This is a genomic window from Sphingobium naphthae (assembly GCF_043589935.1).
Taxonomy (GTDB): Bacteria; Pseudomonadota; Alphaproteobacteria; order Sphingomonadales; family Sphingomonadaceae; genus Sphingobium; species Sphingobium naphthae_A.
Map to the genome: position 1 here is coordinate 417,463 of NZ_CP171455.1, position 25,535 is coordinate 442,997.

At 64.8% G+C, this 25,535-nt stretch carries 21 protein-coding genes; 17 read left to right on the forward strand and 4 right to left on the reverse strand.

Annotation, left to right across the window (positions count from 1 at the left end):
* Window positions 1–80: 80 nt before the first annotated feature.
* The 17 genes from ACGGKE_RS16955 to ACGGKE_RS17035 all read left to right on the forward strand — a co-directional run bounded on the left by ACGGKE_RS16955 (window position 81) and on the right by ACGGKE_RS17035 (window position 22,707).
* The gene (locus ACGGKE_RS16955; protein WP_394442504.1) at window positions 81–1,316 is read left to right on the forward strand and encodes an amidohydrolase family protein; all 1,236 of its coding nucleotides are present in this window, start codon (window positions 81–83) and stop codon (window positions 1,314–1,316) included.
* Between the two features lie 16 nt (window positions 1,317–1,332).
* Complete coding sequence (locus ACGGKE_RS16960; protein WP_394442507.1) at window positions 1,333–2,844, forward strand: bifunctional 3-(3-hydroxy-phenyl)propionate/3-hydroxycinnamic acid hydroxylase; 1,512 nt, start codon at window positions 1,333–1,335, stop codon at window positions 2,842–2,844.
* Window positions 2,841–3,281 (forward strand): heme-binding protein, encoded by a 441-nt coding sequence (locus ACGGKE_RS16965; RefSeq protein ID WP_394442510.1) that lies wholly within the window; start codon window positions 2,841–2,843, stop codon window positions 3,279–3,281. Before ACGGKE_RS16960 ends, ACGGKE_RS16965 begins: the two co-directional genes overlap by 4 nt.
* Window positions 3,278–4,186: a VOC family protein gene (locus tag ACGGKE_RS16970; RefSeq protein ID WP_394442513.1), complete on the forward strand. Its 909-nt coding sequence runs from the start codon at window positions 3,278–3,280 to the stop codon at window positions 4,184–4,186. The genes ACGGKE_RS16965 and ACGGKE_RS16970 overlap by 4 nt, the downstream gene beginning before the upstream one ends.
* Window positions 4,186–5,016: a fumarylacetoacetate hydrolase family protein gene (locus ACGGKE_RS16975; protein WP_394442516.1), complete on the forward strand. Its 831-nt coding sequence runs from the start codon at window positions 4,186–4,188 to the stop codon at window positions 5,014–5,016. Before ACGGKE_RS16970 ends, ACGGKE_RS16975 begins: the two co-directional genes overlap by 1 nt.
* 34 nt (window positions 5,017–5,050) lie before the next feature.
* Window positions 5,051–7,381 carry a TonB-dependent receptor gene (locus tag ACGGKE_RS16980; protein ID WP_394442519.1) on the forward strand — a complete coding sequence of 777 codons (2,331 nt, stop codon included), beginning with the start codon at window positions 5,051–5,053 and terminating at the stop codon, window positions 7,379–7,381.
* An 88-nt stretch (window positions 7,382–7,469) separates the two neighbouring features.
* Window positions 7,470–8,429: an MBL fold metallo-hydrolase gene (locus tag ACGGKE_RS16985; protein ID WP_394442522.1), complete on the forward strand. Its 960-nt coding sequence runs from the start codon at window positions 7,470–7,472 to the stop codon at window positions 8,427–8,429.
* Window positions 8,426–9,271, forward strand: a complete 846-nt coding sequence (locus ACGGKE_RS16990) for an alpha/beta hydrolase (RefSeq protein ID WP_394442525.1) — start codon at window positions 8,426–8,428, stop codon at window positions 9,269–9,271. Before ACGGKE_RS16985 ends, ACGGKE_RS16990 begins: the two co-directional genes overlap by 4 nt.
* A gap of 27 nt (window positions 9,272–9,298) precedes the next feature.
* Entirely contained in the window at window positions 9,299–10,603 is a 1,305-nt protein-coding gene (locus ACGGKE_RS16995; RefSeq protein ID WP_394442528.1) for a family 1 glycosylhydrolase, read from the forward strand.
* 12 nt (window positions 10,604–10,615) lie between these two features.
* A complete protein-coding gene (locus ACGGKE_RS17000; protein ID WP_394442531.1) occupies window positions 10,616–11,530 on the forward strand; it encodes an alpha/beta hydrolase in 915 nt (304 codons plus the stop codon).
* Window positions 11,527–11,985, forward strand: coding sequence for a hypothetical protein (locus ACGGKE_RS17005; RefSeq protein WP_394442534.1), 459 nt, complete (start codon window positions 11,527–11,529; stop codon window positions 11,983–11,985). Before ACGGKE_RS17000 ends, ACGGKE_RS17005 begins: the two co-directional genes overlap by 4 nt.
* Window positions 11,982–15,308: a glycosyl hydrolase gene (locus tag ACGGKE_RS17010; protein WP_394442537.1), complete on the forward strand. Its 3,327-nt coding sequence runs from the start codon at window positions 11,982–11,984 to the stop codon at window positions 15,306–15,308. Before ACGGKE_RS17005 ends, ACGGKE_RS17010 begins: the two co-directional genes overlap by 4 nt.
* 86 nt (window positions 15,309–15,394) lie before the next feature.
* On the forward strand, window positions 15,395–16,297 hold the full coding sequence (locus tag ACGGKE_RS17015; protein ID WP_394442540.1) for a Ku protein: 903 nt from the start codon (window positions 15,395–15,397) through the stop codon (window positions 16,295–16,297).
* Between the two features lie 4 nt (window positions 16,298–16,301).
* Window positions 16,302–16,781 (forward strand): MgtC/SapB family protein, encoded by a 480-nt coding sequence (locus tag ACGGKE_RS17020; RefSeq protein WP_394442543.1) that lies wholly within the window; start codon window positions 16,302–16,304, stop codon window positions 16,779–16,781.
* Window positions 16,778–19,285 (forward strand): DNA ligase D, encoded by a 2,508-nt coding sequence (gene ligD, locus ACGGKE_RS17025; protein WP_394442546.1) that lies wholly within the window; start codon window positions 16,778–16,780, stop codon window positions 19,283–19,285. Before ACGGKE_RS17020 ends, ligD begins: the two co-directional genes overlap by 4 nt.
* Window positions 19,286–19,391: 106 nt before the next feature.
* Window positions 19,392–20,480: a glycosyltransferase family 4 protein gene (locus ACGGKE_RS17030; RefSeq protein WP_394442549.1), complete on the forward strand. Its 1,089-nt coding sequence runs from the start codon at window positions 19,392–19,394 to the stop codon at window positions 20,478–20,480.
* A 10-nt stretch (window positions 20,481–20,490) separates the two neighbouring features.
* Window positions 20,491–22,707 carry a glycogen debranching N-terminal domain-containing protein gene (locus tag ACGGKE_RS17035; protein WP_394442552.1) on the forward strand — a complete coding sequence of 739 codons (2,217 nt, stop codon included), beginning with the start codon at window positions 20,491–20,493 and terminating at the stop codon, window positions 22,705–22,707.
* Between the two features lie 9 nt (window positions 22,708–22,716).
* Here ACGGKE_RS17035 and fghA read toward each other — a convergent pair whose 3' ends face one another.
* From fghA to ACGGKE_RS17055, 4 genes are all read right to left on the reverse strand, one after another.
* Window positions 22,717–23,550, reverse strand: coding sequence for an S-formylglutathione hydrolase (gene fghA / locus ACGGKE_RS17040; protein ID WP_394442555.1), 834 nt, complete (start codon window positions 23,548–23,550; stop codon window positions 22,717–22,719).
* Window positions 23,551–23,560: 10 nt separating this feature from the next.
* Window positions 23,561–23,941, reverse strand: coding sequence for a VOC family protein (locus tag ACGGKE_RS17045; protein WP_394442558.1), 381 nt, complete (start codon window positions 23,939–23,941; stop codon window positions 23,561–23,563).
* 14 nt (window positions 23,942–23,955) lie between these two features.
* Window positions 23,956–25,068, reverse strand: coding sequence for an S-(hydroxymethyl)glutathione dehydrogenase/class III alcohol dehydrogenase (locus ACGGKE_RS17050; RefSeq protein ID WP_394442561.1), 1,113 nt, complete (start codon window positions 25,066–25,068; stop codon window positions 23,956–23,958).
* Window positions 25,069–25,145: 77 nt separating this feature from the next.
* Window positions 25,146–25,532 (reverse strand): VOC family protein, encoded by a 387-nt coding sequence (locus ACGGKE_RS17055; protein ID WP_394442564.1) that lies wholly within the window; start codon window positions 25,530–25,532, stop codon window positions 25,146–25,148.
* Window positions 25,533–25,535 lie beyond the last annotated feature (3 nt).

Consider the following 25,535-nt stretch of genomic DNA (forward strand, 5'->3'; position numbering starts at 1 on the left):
TCCCAAAAATCATTATTTTTCTTGGGATGAAAAACAACTCATAAGCTGTCTCGACAAGAAGGACGGGAGAGGAGAGGGCCATGCGGCAACTGATCCATAATTGCATGATCTTCGATGGAACGGGCAGCGCATCCGTCGCTGGCGCCGTCCTGATCGAGGATGACCGGATCGCCGCCATCCTTCCCGCAGACGCAGCCATCACCGATGTCCATGCCGACAGCGTCATCGATGGACAGGGCGCAACGCTGATGCCCGGCATGGTGGACGCGCATACCCATCTGACCTGGGGCAGCTCGGTCGAGAAAATCTACCACCAGTTCATTCTGCCGCCTGAGGAACTGAAGGTCGCGGCCTGGCGCAACGCCCGGGTGCTGCTCGACCATGGCTTCACCAGCCTCTATTCCGCCGGCGCGCTTTGCGACCGGATCGAACCCGAACTTGCCCGGGCGATCGAAGCGGGCGAAACACCGGGGCCGCGCTTCATCCCCTCGACCATCGAGCGCAGCCCCGAAGGCGGTGAGGGGGTCGAAACGGGAGACGTCTTCAACGGCCGCGGACCCGACGCGATGCGCGCCTTCGTCGCCTATTGCGCTGCCGAAGGGGTCAAGTCGCTCAAGCTCGTCATCTCGGGCGAGGATGCGCTCAAGCCCGGCACATCGGGCGACGTCCTCTACACCGACGAGGAAATGGAGGCGGCGGGTAAGGCGGCGCGCGAAGCCGGCCTCTGGATTGTCACGCATGCTTATTCGCCCCGCGCCATCACCCTTGCGCTCGAAGCGGGCGCGCGTGTTCTCTATCACTGCTCCTATGCCGACGATGCCGCGATCGACGCGATGGCGGCGAAGAAGGACGAGATTTTCTATGCGCCCGGCCCTGGCGTGTCGGTCGGCGCGCTCGAGGCCAATCCGCCGCCGCACATCGACATGAGCGCGATGAAGGCCAGCGCCGCGGAACGGATCGCGCTCGAAAAGGCGCTGGTCCCTAAGCTCAGGGCGCGGGGGGTGCGCATCCTGATCGGCGGCGACTATGGCTTCCCCTTCAACCCCAATGGCCGCAACGCCCGCGATCTGGAGCATTTCGTCACTCTCTACGGCTATACACCCGCCGAGGCGCTGAGCGCCGCGACCATGCTGGGCGGCCAGCTGATGGGGCTGGAGGCGGGACAGGTGAAGCCGGGCTATCTCGCCGACCTGCTGCTGGTGGCGGGCGACCCGACCAGCGACGTGCGCATCCTGCAGGATCGGGACAATATCAAGATGATCATGCTGGGCGGACGGATGCACAAATCACCCGCGCTCCAGCCCGTGGCCGCCTGACCGGAAAGACGCTTTCATGTTTGACGTTGCGATCATCGGCTGCGGGCCGGTGGGGGCCTTTGCGGCCAATCTCCTTGGAAAATCCGGCCTGTCGGTCCTGGTGATCGAGCAGGAAGCCCATCCCTATCCGCTGCCGCGCGCGGTGCATCTCGACCATGAAATGATGCGCCTGTTCCAGTCGGCGGGCGTGATCGACCGTGTCGCCGCGGACATGCGCGACACCGAAGGGCATCTTCATGTCGGCGCGGATCATGGCGTCATCCGCTACATGGGCACGGTTGGGCGCGCGCGCCCCTTCAGCTGGTCGAACGACTATTTCTTCTACCAGCCCGAACTCGAACAGCATCTGCGCGATGCGCTCGGCGCCTATCCCCGCCTATCTGTCCGGTTCGGTGTCGGCTTCGAAGGACTGGAGCAGGATGGCGAAACCGTCACGCTGCGCCTGTCCGACGGCGAGCGGGCGCAGGCGCGCTATGTTATCGCCTGCGACGGCGCGCGCAGCGCCGTGCGCAAGGCGCTGAGCATCCGCCTAGACGATCTGGATTTCGAGGAACCCTGGCTGGTGGTCGACGCCGAAGTGGACGGACCGGTCCGCTTCCCCGATCTGTGGGGCGTGCCGCCGGAGGCCGACCTGCAGAAATTGTCCGTCATGATGTGCGACCCGCGCCGCCCGGCCACGATCGTGCCGGGGCGCGGCAATCACCGCCGCTGGGAATTCATGCTGCTGCCGGGCGAGGACGATCGGGCGATGATGCAGCCCGACAAGGTCGCGGCCTTGGTCGAACCCTATCTCTCCGGGGTTCCGCACAAGGTGGTGCGCGCGGCGACCTATCGTTTCCACGGTCTGATCGCCGAGCGGTGGCGGCAGGGCGGCGTCTTTCTGGCCGGCGATGCCGCGCACCAGACGCCGCCCTTTTTCGGGCAGGGCATGTGCCATGGGCTTCGCGATGTCGCCAATCTGGCCTGGAAGCTGGAACTGGTGCTGAGCGGCCGCGCCCCCGACGCGCTGCTCGACAGCTATCAGCCCGAGCGCGACCCGCATGTCCGCGCCGTCATCTCCGCTGCCGTCGGCGCCGGCCGCTATATCTGCATGCTCGATGTCCAGGCTGCCGCCGATCGGGACTCGTCCATGCGCGAAGCGGCGAAGGGTGCGCAGCATGGCACCGCCGCCGACCTCATCCCGCCGATCGCGGCCGGCATCGTCGCCACCGACACGCCGGGTGCGGGCGAACGCTTCATCCAGCCGCGGGTGGGCGACCGGCTGCTTGACGATGTGACCGGCGGCGGCTGGCGCCTCTTCACGCGTTGGTCGCTCGCTCGCGATCAGGTCACCCTGATTAATCCCGCCACGCTGGACGATGGGGGCGCGATCGCCGCCTGGCTGGCCGCGCGCGATGTCGACGCGGTGCTCGTCCGCCCCGATCATTATGTGTTCGGCACCAGCCGCGGCGCGCAGGGCGCTGCCGACCTTGTCGCTCGCCGAGACGCCCTGATCGCCGGAACAACCCCGCAGGAGATTGCCGCATGAGCCTCAGCCTCGCCCAGGCGCGTACCATCATCGACGCCGCCCTTGCCCAGGGCCGGACCGAAGGCGCGCAGCCGCTCGCCATCGTCATTCTCGACGCCGGTGCGCATCCCGTGGCCATGGTGCGCGAAGATGGCGCCAGCCTGTTCCGCTTCGACATCGCCAAGGCCAAGGCCGCAGGAGCGCTGGGCATGGGCGCCGACACGCGCATCCTGGCGACGCGCGCCGCCGCCAACCCCGTCTTTTTTCAAAGCGTCGCAGCCGCCACCGGCCGCCTGGCTCTGTCCCCCGGCGGCGTCCTGATCCGTGATGCCGATGGCGCAGCCCGCGGGGCGGTGATCGGCGCCGTGGGCATCAGCGGCGATACGGGCGACTGCGACGAAGCCTGCGCCCTGGCCGGCATCCGCGCCGCCGGCCTTTCCCATGGAGATATGCAATGAAACTGCGCAGCATCGAACTGGCGCTGCCCCATGCCGGGGAAGCCGCGGCGTTCCTGACCGACATCTGGGGCATGGCGCCTGCGGGCGTCGAGGGTGACACGCATTATCTGCGTGGATCGGGCGGCTTCCCCTATTTGGTCGCGCTTGCGGAATCGGCGGACGCCCATGTGCGCTCCACCACCTTCGTCTGCTCGGCCGAGCGACTGGAGACGCTCAAGCGCAGCGTAGCCGCCGCTGGCCTTCCCGCCACGCCGACAGTCTCGCAGGATCCGGGCGGCGGGCATGGCATCATCGTCGAACTGGCCGAAGGCGAATTGCTGCGCTTCCTCACCGATGCGCAGGATGTCGCGCCGATCGAGGGTCGGGACCTGCCGGTCAAGCTGACGCACGTCGTCTTCAACAGCGCCGACGCCGAAGCGACCGGGGATCTGGCGGAACGGGCGCTGGGCTTCCGCGTATCCGACCGGACCAAGGGCATGGTCTTCGTGCGCTGCAACGACTCCCATCACAGCACTGCCTTCGCCCGAGCGGGCTTCGCTTCGCTCAATCACATCGCCTTTGAAATGGCGGACATGGACGCGGTTATGCGCGGCATCGGTCGCCTGCGCGACCAGAATATGGCGCCCGCCTGGGGGCCCGGCCGCCATGGCCCCGGCGCCAATGTGTTCGCCTATTTCATTGCCCCCTTCGGCCCCGTCATCGAATTCTCCACCGCCGTGGAAAAGGTGCCGGAGGATTATCAGCCCGGCGCGCCCGAGGATTGGACCTGGCCCGAAGGCCGGATCGACCAATGGGGCATGTCCGACAAGGATTTCGCCGGCCTGCGCGCCGCCGAAGAGAAGTTCCGCCATCGCCGCGACTGGGAGCCCCAGCCGCTAGACATCCTGTCAGAGGAAAATCACTAATGCGTTATGTCAGCTTCCGCCGCCCGGACGGCACGCCCAGCTTCGGCCGTCTGGATGGCGAAACGATCGTCGAACTGGCGACCGACGCGACACCCAGCCTCAAGGCCGCGCTGACCGACGGTAGCCTGGCGACGCTGCCGGACGGCGCTTCCTTCGCCGCCGCCGACATCGTGCTGCTGCCGGTCATTCCCGACCCTGCCAAAATCCTGTGCGTCGGCCTCAACTATGCCGAGCATGTCAAGGAAACCGGTCGCGAGCAGAAGGCGCATCCGGCCATCTTCGTGCGCTATGCCGACAGCCTGGTCGCCGATGGCCAGCCGATGGTGAAGCCGGCCGTGACCGATCGCTTCGACTATGAAGGGGAACTGGCGATCGTCATCGGCAAGGCCGCGCACAAGGTGGCGGCAGCCGACGCCTGGTCCTATGTTGCGGGCTATGCCGCCTTCAACGACGGCAGCGCGCGCGACTGGCAGCGGCACAATATCCAGTTCACGCCGGGCAAGACCTTTCCGGGCACGGGCGGCTTTGGGCCTGCGCTGGTGACGACGGACGAGATCGAGGACGTAAGCGCCCTGCGGGTTCAGACTCGCCTCAACGGGGAGGTTGTGCAGGACCAGCCGGTCAGCGACATGATCTGGGATATTCCCACGGTGATCGAATATGTCAGCGCCTTCACCCCGCTCAGCCCCGGCGATGTCATCGCTACGGGCACGCCGGGCGGCGTCGGCGACAAGCGTAATCCGCCGCTCTACATGAAGGCGGGGGACAAGGTGGAGGTAACCATCGGCGCCGTCGGCACGCTCACCAACCGCATCATCGACGAACAGTGACATCAACCCGAACATAAGAAGGGGAGGAATAATCATGCGTAAGTTCATTTCGATCACTGCGCTGGCGGGAGCGAGCGTCATTGCGCTGGCTGCGCCCGCTGCGGCGCAGGATGCCGCGCCGCAGGAAGCGGTGGAAACGCCGGCGGCAGCAGGCGCGGGCGCCGACATCGTCGTCACCGCAACGCGCCGCGCGGAACGCCTGCAGGATGTGCCGATCGCTGTGTCGGCCATCGGCGGCGATCAGCTGGCGGAAGGCGGCTTCCAGCGGCTGACCGACATCCAATATCAGTTTTCCGGGGTGCAGTTCGGCACGTCGCCTAATGACAGCGGCTTCCGCTTGCGCGGTGTCGGCACGGCAGGCGGCTTTTCCAGCTCATCCGAACAGAATGTCGGCACCGTGGTCGACAATGTCGTCATCCCCTTCGGCAATCCGATCAACAGCCTTGGCGATCTGGAACGAGTCGAGGTGTTGAAAGGACCCCAAGGCACCCAGTTCGGCAAGAACGCCTCGTCGGGCGTTGTCAATATCACGACCAAGAAGCCGACCTTCGACGCCGTTGGCGGCAAGGTCTTCGCCTCCTATGGCGAACTGAATGAAGTCAACGTCAACGGCAATATCAACCTGCCGCTCAGCGCCAACAGCGCGCTCGGTATCTTTGGTTTCTACCGCCGCAACGATGGCTTCCTCTACAATGCCACTCAGGACAAGGATTGGGGCGGGGAGGAAAGCTACGGCGCGCGCGCGAAGTTGCTGTTCGAGCCCAGCGATACGCTCAGCATTTATCTGATCGGCGACTATTCCAAGATCGACCGCACCGGCCCGACCCAGTTGTGGACAATCGCACGCCTGCCCAGTTTCGCCAATCCGCTGATGGCGGCGCGCTATGGCAATCTCGCCTCGCTCGGCATCGTGCCGGGGTTCGACAATAGCAAGTCGGCAGAGGAATATGAAAGCTATACCAGCGAACAAAATTATGGCGCCTCGCTCGAAGTCAATCTGGGCCTGGGTGACTACAACCTAACATCGATCACGGCCTGGCGCCGGCTGGATGAAGGGGACCAGCGCTTTGCCATCGACGGCAGCAGCGTACCGATCTTCACCTCGCAGCAGACCGGCGTCGATCAGACATTCCTGTCCCAAGAACTGCGTATCACTTCGCCGGCGGGCTCCGCGCTTGAATTCACGTCCGGCGTCTATGGGTCCCGCCGCAAGGTCGGCGACGACAATGATTTCAACAAATCGCAGCTTCGTCCGGCAGCGCCGTTCAACCCGTTCATCGTCAACATCTCCGCTGGGCAAAGCAATACGCAGACCCGCTCGGACTCGCTTGCGGTCTTCTTCGACGGCAAGTTCAACGTCAGTGAACAATTTGCGGTCATCGGCGGCCTGCGCTACCAATATGACTGGGTGAAATCGTCCAGTTTCTCGATCATCGATCCCGCCTATCCGCCGAGCCCGCCAGGGCCGCCGGTCGCGGGTCAGGTCAATTATTATGTGCCACGCGCCTTGGCAGAAGGATCCACCAAGAAGGGCGACTGGTCTGGCCGCGTCGGCTTCCAGTTCAAGCCCGATCGCGACCTCATGGTCTATGGCACGATTGCGCGCGGCTACCTTGGGCCGACGGTGACTTTCTCAGGACTGACCGGGCAGAAGGTCGATGTGGGGCCGCAGACGGTGCGCGACATCACCTTTGGCGTGAAGTCGCAGCTGTTTGCCCGGGCCGTGACGCTCAACGCCAATATCTTCTTCGACAAATATAATAATCTGCAGACCTCCGTGTTCAACGGCCTGGAGTTCCTGACCGAGAATGCCGGCGGCTTCGAAGCCAACGGGTTCGAGATTGAAGGCTCCTGGCGCGTCAGCCCGGTCTTCTCGCTCAACGCCTCCTTCACCTATTCGGATACGAAGTTCACCGACTATGTGACGGCCTGCCCCGATGTCGTGAAGAGCGGCTACACCTGCTATCTGGCCGAAAATGGCACGACCAGCCTGGTGCAGGCGGCGGGCGAGCCGCTCTCGGGTGCGCCCAAATATAGCGCGACCGCGGGCGCGGACGTGCGGCTGCCGATCAACGACAGGCTGACGTTCGACAGTTCTGCCAACTTCTATTATCGGAGCCGGGTGCAATATGCCGCGGTCCAGGCTTATACGTCGCAACCGGGCTATGGGACGATCGGCCTCAACGCCGGTATCGGCCATCCGGATGGCAATTGGCGGATCGGCCTGTTCGCGCGCAATCTGCTCGACCAGCGTTTCCATTCGTCGGTGATCGGCCTGCCGTTCAGCGATCCGGGCGGCCGCGTCAACTGGTTGACGCGCGAGGGGCGCCGCACGCTCGGCATATCGGCCGAAATGCGCTTCTGATGGATCCCGGGGGCGAACCTTCATGGTTCGTCCCCGAACAGCAAGCATGAGGTAGGAGAGACGAATGGCTGTAAGAAGCGGTTTGCTGTTGACGACGCTTATCGTCTGTCTGGCCAGTGCCGAACCGGCGCCCGCGGCCACCTGTCCAGCGATGCGGTGGACGACGCTGGGCACGGCAGGTGGGCCGGTTCCGACCGCGGACCGGGCGGAGCCATCCAATCTGCTGGTGGCGGGTGATCAGCAAATCCTGGTCGACACTGGCGACGGCACCGTCAACCAGCTTGCCGGGCTGGGCATGGACATGCGGCGCATCCGCACCGTCTTCATCAGCCATCTTCATCTGGATCATAGCGGCGGCCTCGCCGCGGTCATCGGCCTACGCTGGATGAACCAGTTTCCCGGCCAACTGACCATCTATGGACCGCCCGGCATCAGGGCGGTGGTGGATGGCATCATCGCCTCTATGGCTCCCCCGGCCCGGATCGGCTTTGGCCTCGGCACGCCGCCCCCCGGCGTGGCCGCATCCGTTCGCGCAGTCGAATTGCGGGATGGCCAGATCGTGCAACTGGGTGACGGTCTCACGGTGAAGGCAGCGGCGAACAGCCACTTCGACCATGATGGGAAGCCTGACCCGTCGAACATCTCGTTCAGCTACCGCTTCGCGCTGGGCGATCGCAGCATCACCTATACCGGCGACACGGGCCCCAGCGAAGCCGTCACTCGGCTGGCGTCAGGCACGGACATGCTGGTCAGTGAAGTCATTGATCTCGACCGGCTTCTGATGGAGATCAAGCAGCGGCGCAGCGATGCGCCACCGGAGATGTTCGCCGCCATGCAAAAACATCTGTCGACACATCATCTTCTGCCCGCCGATGTCGGCGTCCTGGCGGCCGAGGCGAAGGTGGGCCGGGTCCTCCTCACCCATTTCGCCGTGCCTGGCCCCTTGAGCCAATCCGAACCGGCCCTGCGCGCCGGGATCGGCAAGAATTTCGGCGGCCCGGTCGACCTCGCGCGCGATCTTTCCAGCTTCGATCTCGGCTGCCCATGACTGGTTCGGCGATCCAAGCGATGGGCTCCGAGCTTGGGCCTCAGGTACTCGAACAGTGCCGCGCCTTGTTCGATGTGGAACAACAGGCTCTGGCCGAGCGACTGCCGGTGTCCCAGGCCGATATCGCTTATGGCCCGGAGGCACGCCACCGGCTGGACCTGTATCGGCCAGAGGATCAGGACAGCGCTACGCCGATCCTGGTCTTCGTCCATGGCGGCGGGTTTCTGAAAGGAGACAAGGGCGGAGCGGATGTCTGGCCCAATGCCAATGTCGGGCGCATGGCCGCGCAGGCTGGCTTTCTGGGCGTCGTCATCAACTATCGGCTCGCCCCGGACCATGCCTGGCCGGCAGGGGCCGAGGATGTGGCGGCGGTCGTCACCTGGTTGCGGGCGCATGCCGCCGATCATGGCGGCGATGCCGATCGCATCGTGCTGGCGGGGACTTCGGCAGGCGCCGTGCATGTCGCGGGCTATCTCGACCAGTCGGGCGACCGCGACATTCGCGCCGCCATCCTGCTCTCTGGCCTCTACGGCTACACCCCGCTCGATGCGCGCGACATGCTCTATTATGGCGAGCCTGCGCTGTACCCGGATCGTATGCCCAAGGAAGCGGTCGTCGCGACCAGCCTGCCGCTGCTCGTCGCCTGCGCGCAGTTCGACCCTCCCCGGTTCCAGGCGGAGTTTCTGGGCCTGATGCAGGACCGGCTTGCCCGCCATGGCACGATGCCGCGCGCGCTGATCCTTCCGGGCCATAATCACTACTCCTTGCCCATGCATCTGGGCACCGCCGACCGACGCCTCGCCGACGAGATCTGCGCCTTCGTGCGCGACACCACTGGCTGACGATCATAAGAGAAGAGAGGGACTATCATGCTGGATCGCCGCACCTTGTTAGCGACCGCCGCCGCGTTGATGGCGACGTCGGCGGCCGCCGCGCGCAAGCCGACAAACCCCCAATTTCCCGAAGCCTTCCTCTGGGGTGCGGCCACCGCGCCGCACCAGATCGAGGGCAGTAATATCGCGAGCGATCTGTGGTGGCTGGAAAACCAGCAGCCTACCATCTTCGCCCAGCCGTCGGGCGATGCCTGCAACAGCTTCGAATTGTGGGAAGCCGATCTCGACATCGTCAAGTCCATGGGCCTCAACTGCTATCGGTTCGGCATTGAATGGGCGCGGATCGAGCCGGAAAAGGGCCTCTTCAGCCAGGCGATGCTGAACCATTACAAGGCGGTGATCGACGGGTGCCGCGCGCGCGGGCTTACCCCGATCGTGACCTACAGCCATTTCACGGCCCCGCGATGGTTCAGTGCCCAAGGCGGCTGGACCAATCCGGAAAGCGCGTCTCTCTTCGCGCGCTATTGCGACAAGGCGACGCGCGCGCTGGGCCAGGGGATCGACCGGGTCATCACCCTCAACGAACCCAATATCCTGTTGCTTCTGAAGCCCATGCTGCCGCCCAAGGTCTGGGACATCCAGAAACTGACGCTGGAAACCGCCGCGCGGCGGCTGGGTGCCGAGCGGTTCGTCAGCGCCAATGTCGCTGGCCTGGACGATCTTCCCGCACTACAGTCCGGCCTGCTCGCCGCGCACAAGGCGGGCAAAGCGGCGATCAAGGCCGCACGATCCGATCTGCCGGTCGGTTTTTCGCTGGCGATGATGGATGATCAGGCGGTAGGCAAGGCGTCCGTCCGCGACCGGATGCGCAACGAACTTTATGGGGAGTGGCTGGAACTGGCCAAGGCCGACGATTTCATCGGCGTCCAGAATTATGAACGCGCGCTCTGGGGTGACAAGGGTCGGTTGCCTGCGCCCAGCGGCGCGACCGTGAACTGGTCAGGCTCGGAAGTCTGGGGGCCTTCGCTAGGTGGCGCGGTCCGCTATGCCCATGAAGCGACCGGCGTGCCCATCCTCGTGTCGGAACACGGCGTTGGCACGGACGATGATGCGATCCGCGCCCGCTTCATTCCCGAAGCCTTGGCGGGGCTCAAGGCGGCGATGGATGATGGCGTCCCTGTGCTGGGCTATTGCCACTGGTCGCTGCTCGACAATTTCGAGTGGATCTTTGGCTACAAGCCTAAATTCGGCCTCGTCAGCGTCGATCCGCAAAGCTTTGCCCGCACACCCAAGCCCAGCGCCGCTGTCTATGGCGCGATCGCGCGCCGCAACGCGCTGTAAGGAGGGAACGGCATGAAGCATCTCTCGTTCATCCTGGTGCCGTTGTTGGCCGCCTCCGTGCCTGCAGCGGCACAAATGCCGGCTCCAGTCCGCGCGCAAGCGCCCGCCGAGCCAAACGCGCTTCCTCTTTATCCCGACCTGAAGGCCCCAGCCGGAGCGATGGAAAACTGGGTTCGCTTCGGCGACGAACTTGCCGTTCGCAACGTCACTGTGCCCACTTTGACGCCCTTTTTGCCCGATCCCGCCAAGGCGACGGGCGCAGCCGTGATTGTTGCTCCGGGCGGGGCCTTCATGTTGCTGGCGATGGAGCATGAGGGTTGGAAAGTGGCGAAGTGGCTGGCCGATCATGGCGTTGCCGCTTTCGTTCTCAAATACCGCCTCAACAAGACGCCGGCCGACGATCAGGAAGCCGCCGCCTATATGGGGCAGCGCATGGCTGCATCGTTGCGCGATCCCACTTCGCCCCCGGAAATCACAGAGCCGCGCGCTACGCTGGACGCGCTGGCTGCGCTCAAGCTGGTTAGGGACGGGGCAGACAAATGGGGCATCGATCCGCAGCGCGTGGGCATGATCGGCTTTTCCGCCGGCGCCATGACCACGCTCAATGCAGCACTGGAAGGCAAGGGCGCCGATCGGCCTTCCTTCATTGGCTATGTCTACGGCCCCATGCTGGCGCGGGATGTGCCAGGAGACGCGCCGCCGATGTTCGCGGCGCTCGCCAATGATGACAGCCTTTTCGCCAACCCGTCCTACGCGCTCGTGGAAAGCTGGCGGCGCGCCAAGGCGCCTGTCGAATTCCATGCCTATGAGCGCGGCGACCATGGCTTTGGCACAGGCAAGCCCGGCACGACCAGTACGGGATTGCTGCCGCAGTTTCTGTCATGGATGAACATGCGGGGACTGCTGCAAAGATCGTCCGGGCAATGACTGCCGCCACGTCGATCCGGCGGGAAGCGGCGATCAGCTTTGTCATCAACGCTGTGCTCAGCCTCGCCTTCTTCCTGGGCCTCTACAGCAACACGGGCCGCACGCTCAGCTGGGTCGAGCCCGACGGGCTGGCGCTGGACTTCGTTCCCCAGAGCCTGGCCGTGGCGCTGATGAGCGCGCTGGTGCCAGCACTCATCGCTCGCAAGCGGCTCGGCAACGGACCTGCCCTGCGTCCGGTCCTGCTGCGCGCAGGGTTGTTCGCTCTTGCCGGAGCCTGCCTAGGCGCGGTGTTGGCCCTGTTGGCTAGCGCGGCAGAACCGCCAGCCATTGCCTGGAGCACGGCGCTGGTCGGCAAGATGCTCTATGGGGGGCTGCTGGGCGCTCTGGTCGCCACGCTCGCGCTCCGGCCGTTGCTGGCGACGGGTTCCGTTACAACAAGAAAGATGCATCGATGACTCGTCACAGGCTTCGCTTCGCCGCTCTGCTCGCCTGCACCCTGCTTGGCCGTCCAGCGCTTGCAGACGATCTCGCCGACGGCTTCCGCAATCCGCCGCAATCGGCCCGTCCGCGCGTCTGGTGGCATTGGCTGAACGGCAATGTGACGAAGGACGGGATCGACAAGGATCTCGACTGGATGGCGCGGATCGGCATTGGCGGCGTGCAGAATTTCGACGCCAATCTCCAGACGCCGCAGATCGTGCCAGAGCGGCTGACCTATATGACCGATGGCTGGAAGGATGCCTTCCGCCATGCGGTGCGCACCGCCGACGCCAAAGGCCTGGAATTCGCCATCGCCGCCTCGCCGGGCTGGAGCGAGACGGGCGGCCCCTGGGTCAAGCCGGAGGATGGCATGAAGAAGCTGGTCTGGAGCGAGACGGACCTGCGGGGCGGCGCCCGCCTGACCGGTCCCTTGCCTCCGCCGCCTTCGGTGACGGGCCCGTTCCAGAGCGCCAGGTTCAGCGATCCGCTGGCCGGTGGCGAAGAAGGCGGCCCGCTGCCGCAGCATTATGCCGATGCGCGCGTCCTCGCCTATCCCGTCAGCCTCATGCCCTTGCCGCAACCGCGCGTGACGCAGCGGGATGGCAGCGCCGTCGTCGCCGCGCCCCTGTTCGATCAGGATCTCGACACCGTGGCGCAGGTCAGCAAGGGCGATGAGCATGCGCCGGGCGCGCTGCTGCTCGACTATGGCAAGCCCGTCACCGTCCGATCGGCCAGCCTGTTCGTGCCGCGTGCCCGCCCGCCTTTCGGCGATCCGGTCTACCGCCCGACCCTGGAGGCGCAAACGCCGCAAGGTTGGCGGCCAGTGGGTCGCTTCACCCTGACCGAAGTGGCCTCGACGATCAGCTTCGCGCCGGTGAAGGCCCAGCGCTTTCGCGTGGTCCTGTCCGCAAATGACGCGGCCAAGTCGCCCAGTCTGGGCGACGGCGCGCCCGGCGCGGTGCAGTTCGACGTCTTCGCCCGACCGGCCAGCGCCACGCTGGGCATTGGCGACTTGCGGCTGTCGGCCGAAGCGAAGATCGACCAATTTGAAGCCAAGGCAGGCTATGCGATCCTGCCCGACTACACCGCGCTTGGCGGCGCCACCGCCACCCCAGCCGCGATCGATCCCGCCAAGGTCATCGACCTGACCGACCGCCTGCGGCCGGACGGCACGCTCGACTGGACCGCGCCTGCAGGTAGCGACTGGCGTATCCTGCGCATGGGCTATTCGCTCACGGGCAAGACCAACCATCCCGCCACGCCCGAAGCGACCGGCCTTGAAGTCGACAAATATGATGCTGGTGCCGTGCGCCGCTATCTGGAAACCTATCTCGGCATGTATCGCGATGCCGTTGGCGCGGACTGGATCGGCAAGAATGGGATTGGCGCGCTGCTGACCGACAGTATTGAAGTCGGCGCCTCCAACTGGACGCCGCGCATGGTGGAGGAGTTCAAGGCCAGGCGCGGCTATGACCCCGTGCCCTATCTGCCGACGCTGACCGGCGCAGTGATTGGTTCCATGGCCCGAAGCGACGCTTTCCTTCACGACTATCGCCAGACGCTGGCGGACCTCCTCGCCGACGCCCATTATGGCACGATCGCGAAAGTGGCGCATGAACATGGGCTGATCGTCTATGGCGAGGCGCTGGAAAATGCGCGGCCTGTGCTGGGCGACGACCTTGCCATGCGCGCCCATGCCGATGTGCCCATGGGGGCAATGTGGACCTTCAGCCGGGGTGCTGCGCCGCGTCCCACGCTGATCGGCGACATGAAGGGAGCGGCGTCGGTCGCCCATATTTACGGCCAGAATATCGTGTCGGCCGAATCCATGACGTCGGCCTTCGCACCCTGGGCCTTTGCGCCTGCGGACCTCAAGCGCGTCATCGACCTGGAATTTGCGTCCGGGGTCAATCGGCCGATCGTCCATACCTCCGTGCACCAACCGGTCGATGACAAGCAGCCGGGGCTCAGCCTGATGATCTTCGGTCAATATTTCAATCGGCATGAAAGCTGGGCGGAAATGGCCAAGCCCTGGGTCGACTATATGGCGCGCACTGGCTTCCTGCTGCAACAGGGGCGGGATCATGCCGACGTCGCTTATTTCCATGGCGAGGATCAGCCGATCACATCACTGTTCGAACATGGCGTGCCCGCGGACCTGCCCACGCGCTACGCTTATGATTTTGTCAATGCGGACATCGTGGCGAACAGGATGCGCGTCGATAGGGGCGAACTGGTCGCCGGCGAAGCGCGCTACAAGGTGCTCTATCTTGGCGGGTCGAGCCGTGTCATGACGCTTGGCACGCTCCAGCGCATCGCTGCTCTGGTCGAACAGGGAGCGACGGTCATCGGCATGGCGCCGGAGCGCTCGCCAGCCCTTCAGGACGATCCCGCCGCTTTCCAGGCGCTGGTCCGTCGATTGTGGAGCGGCGCCCCGCATGGCAAGGGGCGCGTGATCGCGAGCCAGCAGGTCGAGGCGGCGCTGGCGCAAACCGGCACCGGTCCCGATTTCCGCATCAGTGCCGGCGCATCCGATGCGGACTATCGTTTTGTCCATCGCAAGCTCGCCGATGGCGACCTGTATTTCGTGAACAACCGCACTACCGACAGCGGCCGCATCGAAGCGCGCTTCCGCGTGACGGGCAAGCGACCCGAAATCTGGCGCGCGATGGACGGCAGGACGGCGCCGCTCTCCTACCGCACCGAAGGATCGGAAACGGTTGTGCCGATTGACGTCGGACCGGAGGACGCTTTCTTCATTCTTTTCCGCGTCGATGCGGATGCGCCTTCGGCAACGCTGGCCCAGGCGCAGCCGCATCAACTGACGCGGCTCGACAGCCCCTGGACCGTGCAGTTCCAGCCTGGCCGCGACGCGCCGGCGCGGATCGACATGCCGGCGCTGACACCGCTTGACAGCAGTGCGGACAAGGGGGTGCGCTATTTCTCCGGCGTCGCGACCTACACCACGCGTTTCACCTTGCCGCACGGCGTCAAGGCTGGCGATCCGCTCTCCATCGACCTTGGCCAGATTGGCGACGTGGCGGAGGTGCGCGTCAACGGGCAGCTTGCCGGCACCAGCTGGTTCGCGCCCTATCGGCTCGACATCGGCGAGCTGGTGAAGCCCGGCGCCAACAGGCTGGAGGTGAAGGTCGCCAATCTGTGGGTCAACCGCCTGATCGGCGATCAGCAGCCGGATGCTGAGAAGATCAGCTTCACGGCCGCCCCGACCTACCGCCCCGATGCGCCGTTGCGACCCTCCGGGCTGATCGGGCCAGTCACCCTCTGGACGCAGGACTGACGCGCGCCGGCGTCAGTCGCACTGGGGATCGTTGTGCAGTCGGAACTTTCTCTGCGGCAGCGCGCTTCGCTGCTGGAGGTTTGTCCATGGCTGCACGCGCATATTGGCAGGGTCAGATCCGTCTGGCCCTGGTCTCGATCCCGGTGGAAATCTACCCCGCCACCAAGTCCGGCGCGGCCGTGTCCTTCCGCCAGATTCACGAGCCCAGCGGCAAGCCGATCAAATATGAGAAGGTGGTGACCGGCGTCGGCCCCGTCGACCCCGACGAAATCCTCAAGGGCTATGAGGTGTCCAAGGGCAATTATGTCCTGCTGGAGCAGGAGGAGATAGAGGCGGTCAAGATCGAGAGCCGCAAGACGCTGGAACTGGTCCAGTTCGTCGAAGCCGATGCGATCGACGTCCTCTATTATGAAAAACCCTATTTCGTTCTCCCGGCCGACGATCTGGCGGAGGAAGCCTATGCCGTGCTGCGCGACGCACTGCGGCGCACGAAGAAGGTGGGGCTTGGCCAATTGTCCGTGCGCGGGCGCGAACAGCTGGTATCGCTCAAGCCCTGCGGCCGCGGCCTCGTGCTGGAAGTGCTCCGCTACGCCGACGAGGTCACGCGCGCGCAGACCTATTTTCGCGGCTTGCCTGAAACGGAGGCGGACGCCGACCTGCTCGACCTGGCGACCACCATTATCGAAAAGAAGACCGGTCCGTTCAAGCCCGAGGAATTTCACGACCGCTATGTCGATGCGCTGCAGCAGCTGATCGAAAAGAAGAAGAAGGCCAAGGGCAAGCGCGTCATCGAGGATGTCGAGGATGCCGCCCCGTCGCGCGGCGGCAATGTCATCGACCTGATGGCGGCGCTCAAGAAATCGGTCGGCGACAGCGGCGGCGCGGCAGCCCGGAAGCCGGCGACCAAGAAAAAGGCCACCGGCGGCACCGCGACCAAATCCGCCGCATCGCGTACCCGGTCGACCAGCGCGCGCAAGAAGAGCGCCTGATCCCATGATCCTGAATGCCGCCACACCGCTGCACGTCATCGATGGGCCGATCCTGCTGCGTCTGGGCGCGGCCGCGCTGCTCGGCCTGTTGCTGGGCCTCGACCGTGAACTGCGCGGCCATGCCGCCGGGCTGCGCACCCACGGCATTCTCTGCTTCACCTGCGCGCTCATGACGATCAGCGCGATCGCGCTGCACAATCAGCTGACGGTCGAAGGAAATATCGATCCCCTGCGCATCTTCGAAGCCTCGGCCGCCTTCACCGGCATCATCGCCGCCGGCCTCATCGTGTTCAACAAGGGGGAGGTCAAGAATCTGACCACCGCCGCGCATATCTGGCTGGCGGCGATGATCGGCATCGCCTGCGGCGCCGGGCAGTGGCCGCTGGTCATCAGCGCCGCGATAGTCGCGGTGGTGATGCTGACCCTGCTCGGCATCGTCGAGCATCGCTGGTTGGGCAAGCGCCGGGCGGAGGACGAAACATGACTGCCGCCAGGGACCCGCTCGCCACTTACAATGCCAAGCGGGATTTCGGCCGCACGCGCGAACCCAAGGGCGAACTGGCGGCCAAGGGCGGCAACAGCTTCGTGGTCCAGAAACATGCCGCGACCCGCCTGCACTGGGATTTTCGGCTGGAGATTGACGGCGTCCTTAAAAGCTGGGCGGTGACCAAGGGCCCCAGCCTCGATCCAGCCGACAAGCGGCTTGCCGTCCGGACCGAGGACCATCCGCTCAGCTATGGCGATTTCGAAGGGGTCATTCCCAAGGGTGAATATGGCGGTGGCACCGTGATGCTATGGGACCGGGGCAGCTGGGAGCCGGTCGCGGGCAAGAGCGCCAAGGATCTGGACAAGGGCCATCTCCATTTCGTCCTCCATGGCGAACGGATGAAGGGCGAATGGCTGCTGGTGCGGATGAAGGGGCGCCCTGGCGAAAAGCGCGAGAACTGGTTGCTGCGCAAGGTGGAGGACGAGGCGGCCGATCCCGCCGGAGCTCTGGTCGATCGGGCGCTCAGCAGCGTGCTTACCGGCCGGTCGATGGCGGAAATCGCGGCGGACAAGCAGGCGGCGCAATCCCTCTCCGGCGCCAAGGGCCGGGAATTCGCCGAGAAGATGCAGGCGGCGCGCGATCACAATGCCGGCATACGCCGCAAGAAGGGCAAGTCCGCCGGCAGTCCGCCGGCTTTTGTCGAGCCGCAGCTCGCCACGCTCGTCGACAGCGTACCCACGGGCAATGACTGGCTTCATGAAATCAAGTTCGACGGCTATCGGGCCATGGTGTCGGTGGCGGGCGAGAAGGTGCGCGTCTTCACCCGCAACGGGCTCGACTGGACCGAAAAATTTGCCGCGCTGGTGCGCACTCTCGCCACGCTGAACCTGCCGCCCGCGCTCATCGACGGCGAGATCGTGGCTTTCGGTGCGGATGGCAACCCCAGCTTCTCCGCGCTCCAGGCAGTGCTCAAGCGCGGTCATGGCGCCGAGCGCGACGAAGCGCCCTTGAGCTTCTTCGCCTTCGACCTGTTGTCGCTCGACGGCATGGACCTGCGGCCGCTGTCCACGATCGAGCGCAAGGAAAGGCTCGAAGCGTTGCTGCGCGATGCGCAGCCGCCCATCCATGTGGCGGATCATGTCATCGGTGCGGGTGAACAGCTGTACCGGTCGATGTGCGAGGCCGGGCAGGAAGGCATCATCGCCAAGCGCGTCGACGCGCCCTACCGCTCGGCGCGCACCCGGAACTGGGTCAAGGTCAAATGCACCCGGCGACAGGAATTCATCATCATCGGCTGGAGCCGCAGCAGCGCCAAGGGCCGCCCGTTCCGGTCGCTGTTGCTGGCGCAGAAGGAAGGGCGAACCCTCGTCTACAAGGGCAAGGTCGGCACGGGCTTCAATGCGGACACGATGCAGGAACTGGCCGATGCGATGGAGCCGCTTGTCGTCGAGAAGGCGCCACTCGATGTGCCGAGGACCGAAGCGCGCGGCGCTCGCTGGATCAAGCCGCAATTGGTGGCGGAGATCGCTTTCGCTGAATTCACCGGGGAAGGGCGCGTTCGCCACGCCAGCTTCCTTGGCCTGCGCGCCGACAAGAAGGCGAAGGACGTAAAGCCGGAGAAGCCCGCGCCCGCCCCGTCGCCGCAGCATGACGTGAAGATCAGCAGCGCGGAGCGCGTCATCTTCCCCGAAAGCGGCCAGACCAAGGGCGAACTGGCCGATTATTATGCGCGTATCGCGCCGCTGATGCTGCCCTTCGCGGCCAACCGGCCGATCAGTCTGGTGCGCTGCCCCCAGGGGCGAGCGAAAAAATGCTTCTTCCAGAAGCATGACAGCGGCGCATTCGGCAAGGCGGTGCATCAGGTGTCGATCCGCGAAAAGGGCGGCGGTGCGGAGGATTATCTCTATGTCGAGGATACCGAAGGGTTGCTGACCTGCGTGCAGATGGGCACGATCGAATTTCACGGCTGGGGCAGTCGCGCCGATGCAGTGGAACAGCCCGATCGCATGATTTTCGACCTCGACCCGGACGATGGGATGGACTTCGCCCGCGTCCGCGACGCAGCCCGCGACATTCGCGGCGCGCTCGGCGACCTGGGGCTCGTGTCCTTCGCGATGCTCTCGGGCGGCAAGGGCATCCATGTCGTCGTGCCGCTGACGCCCGGCCATGACTGGGCGGCGCACAAGGATTTCTCGTCCCGCTTTGCCCAGGCGCTGAGCGCCGCGGAGCCCGATCGCTTCGTCGCGACCATGAGCAAGGCCAAGCGCAAGGATCGTATCTTCATCGACTGGCTGCGCAACCAGCGCGGCAGCACGGCGGTTCTGCCCTATTCCGCGCGCGCGCGGGCGGGCGCGCCGATCGCCATCCCGATCGACTGGGATGAACTGGATGGGATCAAGGACGCGCACCCCTTCGGCATCGGCGATGTCGACCAGTTGCTGGAGCGGGCCGGCGCGCTCAAGGGCTGGGGCTTTGCCGCGCAAAAACTGCCTGACATCTGACAATTTGCGTCCAGCGGCGGGCTGGTGATGCAACTTCAGGGGCAGATCGGGATTTTACCGCGCAGGTGCGTTGGGGGGACGCCTGCTGCAGGAAAAGGATCATCGCATGAAGATTGCCCAGATCGCCCCCCTCGCCGAAAGCGTGCCGCCCAAATTATATGGCGGGACGGAGCGCATCGTATCCTATATCACCGAAGAACTGGTTCACCAGGGGCATGATGTAACTCTCTTTGCCAGCGGCGATTCCGTCACGTCGGCCAAGCTCGTGCCGGTCACGAAAATGGCCCTGCGGCTCAACCCGCACGTCAAGGACCCGATCCCGCACCATATGATCCTGCTCGACGAGGTGCGCCGCCGCGCCGACGAGTTCGACATCCTGCATTTCCATATCGACCTGCTGCACATGCCGATGGTGCAGGACATGTTGGACCGCACCGTCACGACATTGCATGGTCGGCTCGACCTGCCCGACCTTGTGCCTTTCTACCGCGCCTTTCCCGACAGCTGCCTGGTGTCGATTTCCGACCATCAGCGCCTGCCGATGCCTCCGGTCAACTGGGGCGGCACCATCTATCATGGCCTGCCCACCGACCTCCTGCCACCGCGCACGAACACCAAGGATGGTTATCTGGCCTTTATCGGCCGCATCTCGCCGGAAAAACGGCCTGATCGGGCGATCCGTATCGCGGCAGAAGCTGGGATGCCGCTCAAGATCGCGGCCAAGATCGACACCGTCGATCGCGCCTATTGGGACAGGGAGATCGAACCGCTGGTGCGGGCGCATCCCAATGTCGAATATATCGGCGAAATCAATGAGCAGCAGAAGGCGGAGTTCCTGGGCAATGCGGGCGCATTGTTGTTCCCCATCGACTGGCCCGAACCTTTCGGCCTGGTGATGATCGAGGCGATGGCCTGCGCCACCCCGGTCATTGCCTTCCGTTGCGGCTCGGTTCCGGAAATTATCGATCATGGCGTCTCCGGCTTTATCGTCGACAGTGAAGCGGAGGCCGTGGCGGCAGTCGGCAAGGCGCTCGCGCTCGATCGCGCCGGCGTGCGCGCCGCGTTCGACGCACGCTTTACAGCGACGCGGATGGCGCGGGATTATGTCAGCCTTTATGAAGATGTCATCGCAGGCCGGACGACGCCACGCCTCGGCACGATGCTGGGTGAAGGACCGGACCTGCTGGTAGCCTGAGGGAGCACGCATGACGCTGAGCCAGCCCAATCCCGCCATGGCCGATCTCGATCCGGGGCAGATGCTCTCGCAGGGACAGACGCAGTTCTTCATCCCTGCGACCGCTTCGCTGGCCGAGCGCCGGCCCCGGACGCTCAAACATGACGAAAGTTTCGCCGTTTTCGACCATAGCGGCGACGCCATTGCCGGGCCTGGCAGCCCGGAGGGACTATATTATCGTGATACCCGGCATCTCTCGCATCTATATCTGACGGTCAACGGGCTGCGTCCGATCCTGCTTAGCTCGGCGGTGCGCGACGACAATACGATGCTGACCTGCGATCTCGCCAATCCCGATTTTTTTGGCGAGGACGGGCGGCTCGCGGTCGAACATGACCTCATTCATTTGCGGCGAACGCGCTTCCTCTGGCGCGGAGCGGTTTACGAACGCGTGACGGTGCGGAATTTCGATACGGAGGAGCGCACCATCCAGGTTGATATCGGCTTTGCCGCCGATTTCGCCGACCTGTTCGAGATACGCGGCATGACGCGGCTGCGCCGGGGTGTCACTCGTGATCCTGAAGTGGGCCAGGCGCAGGTGCGCCTGTCCTATGTGGGGCGCGATGACCTCGAACGCTCCACCCATATCCAGTTCGAACCCGCGCCCGATCAGCTGACGTCGACCGGCGCACGGTTCGACGTCACCGTTCCGGCGGGCCGGCGCTGCACGCTCTTCATGCGCATCTGCTGCAATGAAGCGGAGCCTGCCGCCAGCCTGTCGTTCGAGTTTCTCAAGACATTGCGCGAAGCGATGCAGGGCGCGAAGCAGGCGCACGCCCGGGGCGGATCGATCCGGTCGTCTAACGCCCTGTTCAACGAGGTATCGCGCCGCTCCTTCTCCGACATCGCCATGCTGTCGACGGAAACGGACTATGGTCCCTATCCCTATGCGGGCATTCCCTGGTTCAGCACGGTGTTCGGCCGCGACGCCATTATTACCGCGCTGGAGATGCTCTGGCTCGATCCGGCGCTGGCGCGCGGGGTGCTGGGCTATCTCGCCGCGCATCAGGCCACCAGCTTCGATCCCGCGGCCGATGCAGAGCCAGGCAAGATCCTGCACGAGGTTCGCCGGGGCGAAATGGCCGAGTTGGGCGAAGTGCCTTTCCGCCATTATTATGGCAGCATCGATTCCACTCCGCTCTTCATCATGCTGGCTGGGGCCTATCTCGACCGCACCGGCGACATCGGCTTTCTGCACGGCATCATGCCGCAGATCGAGGCCGCTCTGACCTGGATCGACGAACATGGCGACCGGGATGGCGACGGCTTTGTCGAATATGGCCGGCTGACCGATCAGGGCCTGCAAAATCAGGGCTGGAAGGACAGCCATGACAGCGTCTTCCATGCCGATGGCAGCATCGCGCGCGGGCCGATCGCGCTCGCCGAAGTGCAGGCCTATGTCTATGGCGCCTGGCAGGCAGCGGCCAGCCTGTTCGAAGCGGCCGGCGACGCGGTGCGGGCAACCGGCTATCGGGCGCGGGCAGATGAATTGCGCCATCGGTTCGACGCCGCTTTCTTCGATGCGACGCTCAACACCTATGTCCTCGCGCTGGACGGCGACAAACGGCCTTGCCGTGTGCGCGCATCCAATGCAGGCCATGTCCTCTACACTGGCCTCGCGCTGGATGAGCGCGCCGCTGCCGTCGTGTCGACGCTCATGGCGCCAGCGTCCTTCTCCGGCTGGGGCGTGCGGACCGTCGCATCCACCGAAGCGCGCTATAATCCCATGAGCTACCACAATGGCTCGATCTGGCCGCATGACAATGCGCTGATCGCCGCCGGATTTTCCCGCTACGGCTTTCGTCGCGAAGCCGCGCGCATTTTCGAAGGATTGTTCAGCGCCGCCACCTATGTCGACCTGATGCGTCTGCCCGAACTTTTCTGCGGCTTTCCGCGCCGTCGGTCGCAGGGCCCGACCTTCTATCCCGTCGCCTGCAGCCCGCAGGCCTGGTCGGCGGCGACGCCGTTGTCGCTGGTGCAATCCTGCCTGGGGCTCGGCTTCGATGTCGCGAAGGAGGAAATCTGCCTGCGCGAACCGATCATGCCCGCCTTCCTTCAGCAACTGACGGTGCGCGGACTTCAGATCGGGGCGGGCGCGGTCGACATCGGCTTCGACCGGATGGAGGACAAGGTGGTGGTGCGCCCGATGGGCCGCTCGGGCAGCGCGCGCATCGTCACCATTGCCTGATCGCGGGGATCACAGGCGTGCGGCGTGCCAGCGCAGGTGATCCTCCATGAAGGTGGAGATGAAATAATAGCTGTGGTCGTAGCCCGGCTGCATCCGCAGGGTCAGGTCGATCTTTGCGTCGCGGCATGCCTCAGCCAGTAGCTGGGGCCGCAGCTGCTCGGCCAGGAACGGGTCTGCCTCCCCTTGGTCCACCAGCAGAGCGCCGATCCGCGCGCCATCCTGGATCAGCGCCACGGTATCATGCCGCCGCCACGCGGCCTGATCCGCGCCCAGATAGCCGGCCAGCGCCTTTTGCCCCCAGGGCACGTGCGACGGCGCGACGATGGGCGCGAAGGCGGACGCCGCCTTGAACCTGTCCGGCAGGGAAAGGCCGATGGTCAGCGCGCCATGACCGCCCATGCTGTGGCCCATGATGGATTGCCGATCCATGTCGGCGGGAAACTGCGCCTCCAGCAACGCCGGCAGTTCCTCGGTCACATAGGACCACATGCGATAATTGTCGGCGAAGGGCGGCTGCGTCGCATCGACGTAAAAGCCTGCGCCGAGGCCGAAATCATAGGCCCCATCGGCATCATCCGCCACGCCCTCACCGCGGGGCGAGGTATCGGGTGCGATGAAGATCAGCCCCAGTTCCGCGCAGGCGCGGCGATACTCGCCTTTTTCCGTGACATTGGCATGGGTGCAGGTCAGGCCGGACAGATACCAGACCACTGGCAAGCGTGCGCCCGGCTCGTGCGGCGGGACATAGACGGAAAAGACCATGTCGGTGCCGGTGGTGGAGGACGCATGCCGATAGACCCCCTGCGTCCCGCTGAAAGACCGATTGAGAGAGACTGTTTCCATGGATCGCGCCTCAGCCGACAGGATGGACGCCGCACAGCTTGTTGCCGGCGGGGTCGCGCAGATAGGCAAGGTAAAGCGGCCCGATCGGGCTTTGCCGAATACCCGGCGGATCTTCGCAGCTTGCCCCGCCAGCCGCCACGCCGGCGGCATGCCAGGCATCGGTCTGATCGGGCGACGCCATGGTAAAGCCGATCGTGCCGCCATTGGCGTGGCAGGCAGGCTGCGCGTCGATCGGGCGCGTCACCATGAACATGGCGCCGTCATGCAGGTAGATGATGCGGCCCTTGTCATCCGTCATGCCCGGCTTGGCGCCGACAATGGCGAACAGGGCGTCGTAAAAGGCGCGCGAGGCGTCGAGATCGTTCGACCCGACCATGACATGACTGAACATCTGGCTTCCTCCTGTCAGTAGACGACGACGCTGCGAATGCTCTTGCCCTCGTGCATCAGGTCGAAGCCCTTGTTGATCTCTTCCAGCGTCAGGACATGGGTGATCATCGGGTCGATGGCGATCTTGCCGTTCATATACCAGTCGACGATCTTCGGCACGTCGGTCCGCCCCTTGGCGCCGCCAAAGGCCGTGCCCTTCCATACGCGGCCGGTGACCAGCTGGAACGGGCGGGTGCTGATTTCCCTGCCCGCTTCCGCGACGCCGATGATGATGCTTTCGCCCCAGCCGCGATGGCAGCATTCCAGCGCCGTACGCATCACTTCGGTGTTGCCGGTGGCATCGAAACTGTAGTCGGCGCCGCCGTCCGTTGCTTCTAGGATTTTCGCCACCGTCTCCTCACGGCTCAGCCCCTTGCTGTTGATGAAATGAGTCATGCCGAACTGGCGGCCCCATTCCTCCCGATCGGGGTTGATGTCGATGCCGATGATCTTGTCGGCGCCCACCATCTTCGCGCCCTGGACGACGTTGAGACCGATGCCGCCCAACCCGAACACCACGACATTCTCGCCCGCCTGCACCTTCGCCGTATTGACGACGGCGCCCACGCCCGTGGTGACGCCGCAGCCGATATAGCAGCTGGTCTGGAAGGGCGCGTCCTCTCGGATTTTTGCTACCGCGATCTCGGGCAGGACGGTGAAGTTGGAGAAGGTCGAGCAGCCCATATAATGGTAGATGGGCTGGCCCTTGTAGGAAAATCGGGTCGTGCCGTCCGGCATCAGCCCCTTGCCCTGGGTCGCGCGGATCGCGGTGCAGAGATTGGTCTTGCCCGACAGGCAGCTTTTGCACTGGCGGCACTCGGGCGTGTAGAGCGGGATGACATGGTCGCCAGGCTTTACGCTGGTGACGCCGGCGCCCACTTCGCGGACGATGCCGGCGCCTTCATGGCCCAGGATGGACGGGAAGATGCCTTCGCTGTCGAACCCATCCAGCGTGTAGGCGTCGGTGTGGCAAATGCCCGTCGCCATGATTTCCACCAGCACTTCGCCGGCCTTGGGCCCTTCCAGGTCCAGCTCGACGATTTCGAGCGGCTTCTTGGCTTCAAAGGCGACGGCGGCGCGGGTCTTCATGCGGCAACTCCTGGGACAAGCGATTGCAGCCTCTACACCCGTCCGGGGCGGACTTGCCAACCCCTATTTCGCGATCATCACGCCTCTGTCTCTTCATAGAGTTCCAGCGGCAGGCCATCGGGGTCGCTGAAAAAAGTAAAGCGCTGGCCGGTATATTCATCGATCCGGATCGGCTCGCATTCAACGCCATGACCCCCCAGTCGCGCGACTTCGGCGTCCAGGTCGGCAACAGAGAAGGACAGGTGGCGCAGCCCGCAGGCTTCCGGCCGGGTGGGGCGGGGCGGAGGCGCAGGGAAGGAAAAAAGCTCGATCCGCGCGTTGCCGGCATCGAGGTCGCATTTCCAGCTGTCCCGCGCCTCGCGATAGACTTCATGCACGACGGGAAGGCCCAGAATCGCGCTGTAGAAATGGCGCGATCGGGCATAGTCCGAACCGATGATCGCAATATGATGAATGCCACGCATGGC

What these genes read in the sequence shown, in the direction of transcription:
- ACGGKE_RS16955 (WP_394442504.1), top strand. Translation starts at nt 81, where the DNA reads ATGCGGCAACTGATCCATAATTGCATGATCTTCGATGGAACGGGCAGC.
- ACGGKE_RS16960 (WP_394442507.1), top strand. Translation starts at nt 1,333, where the DNA reads ATGTTTGACGTTGCGATCATCGGCTGCGGGCCGGTGGGGGCCTTTGCG.
- ACGGKE_RS16965 (WP_394442510.1), top strand. Translation starts at nt 2,841, where the DNA reads ATGAGCCTCAGCCTCGCCCAGGCGCGTACCATCATCGACGCCGCCCTT.
- ACGGKE_RS16970 (WP_394442513.1), top strand. Translation starts at nt 3,278, where the DNA reads ATGAAACTGCGCAGCATCGAACTGGCGCTGCCCCATGCCGGGGAAGCC.
- ACGGKE_RS16975 (WP_394442516.1), top strand. Translation starts at nt 4,186, where the DNA reads ATGCGTTATGTCAGCTTCCGCCGCCCGGACGGCACGCCCAGCTTCGGC.
- ACGGKE_RS16980 (WP_394442519.1), top strand. Translation starts at nt 5,051, where the DNA reads ATGCGTAAGTTCATTTCGATCACTGCGCTGGCGGGAGCGAGCGTCATT.
- ACGGKE_RS16990 (WP_394442525.1), top strand. Translation starts at nt 8,426, where the DNA reads ATGACTGGTTCGGCGATCCAAGCGATGGGCTCCGAGCTTGGGCCTCAG.
- ACGGKE_RS16995 (WP_394442528.1), top strand. Translation starts at nt 9,299, where the DNA reads ATGCTGGATCGCCGCACCTTGTTAGCGACCGCCGCCGCGTTGATGGCG.
- ACGGKE_RS17000 (WP_394442531.1), top strand. Translation starts at nt 10,616, where the DNA reads ATGAAGCATCTCTCGTTCATCCTGGTGCCGTTGTTGGCCGCCTCCGTG.
- ACGGKE_RS17005 (WP_394442534.1), top strand. Translation starts at nt 11,527, where the DNA reads ATGACTGCCGCCACGTCGATCCGGCGGGAAGCGGCGATCAGCTTTGTC.
- ACGGKE_RS17010 (WP_394442537.1), top strand. Translation starts at nt 11,982, where the DNA reads ATGACTCGTCACAGGCTTCGCTTCGCCGCTCTGCTCGCCTGCACCCTG.
- ACGGKE_RS17015 (WP_394442540.1), top strand. Translation starts at nt 15,395, where the DNA reads ATGGCTGCACGCGCATATTGGCAGGGTCAGATCCGTCTGGCCCTGGTC.
- ACGGKE_RS17020 (WP_394442543.1), top strand. Translation starts at nt 16,302, where the DNA reads ATGATCCTGAATGCCGCCACACCGCTGCACGTCATCGATGGGCCGATC.
- ligD (WP_394442546.1), top strand. Translation starts at nt 16,778, where the DNA reads ATGACTGCCGCCAGGGACCCGCTCGCCACTTACAATGCCAAGCGGGAT.
- ACGGKE_RS17030 (WP_394442549.1), top strand. Translation starts at nt 19,392, where the DNA reads ATGAAGATTGCCCAGATCGCCCCCCTCGCCGAAAGCGTGCCGCCCAAA.
- ACGGKE_RS17035 (WP_394442552.1), top strand. Translation starts at nt 20,491, where the DNA reads ATGACGCTGAGCCAGCCCAATCCCGCCATGGCCGATCTCGATCCGGGG.
- fghA (WP_394442555.1), bottom strand. Translation starts at nt 23,550, where the DNA reads ATGGAAACAGTCTCTCTCAATCGGTCTTTCAGCGGGACGCAGGGGGTC.
- ACGGKE_RS17045 (WP_394442558.1), bottom strand. Translation starts at nt 23,941, where the DNA reads ATGTTCAGTCATGTCATGGTCGGGTCGAACGATCTCGACGCCTCGCGC.
- ACGGKE_RS17050 (WP_394442561.1), bottom strand. Translation starts at nt 25,068, where the DNA reads ATGAAGACCCGCGCCGCCGTCGCCTTTGAAGCCAAGAAGCCGCTCGAA.
- ACGGKE_RS17055 (WP_394442564.1), bottom strand. Translation starts at nt 25,532, where the DNA reads ATGCGTGGCATTCATCATATTGCGATCATCGGTTCGGACTATGCCCGA.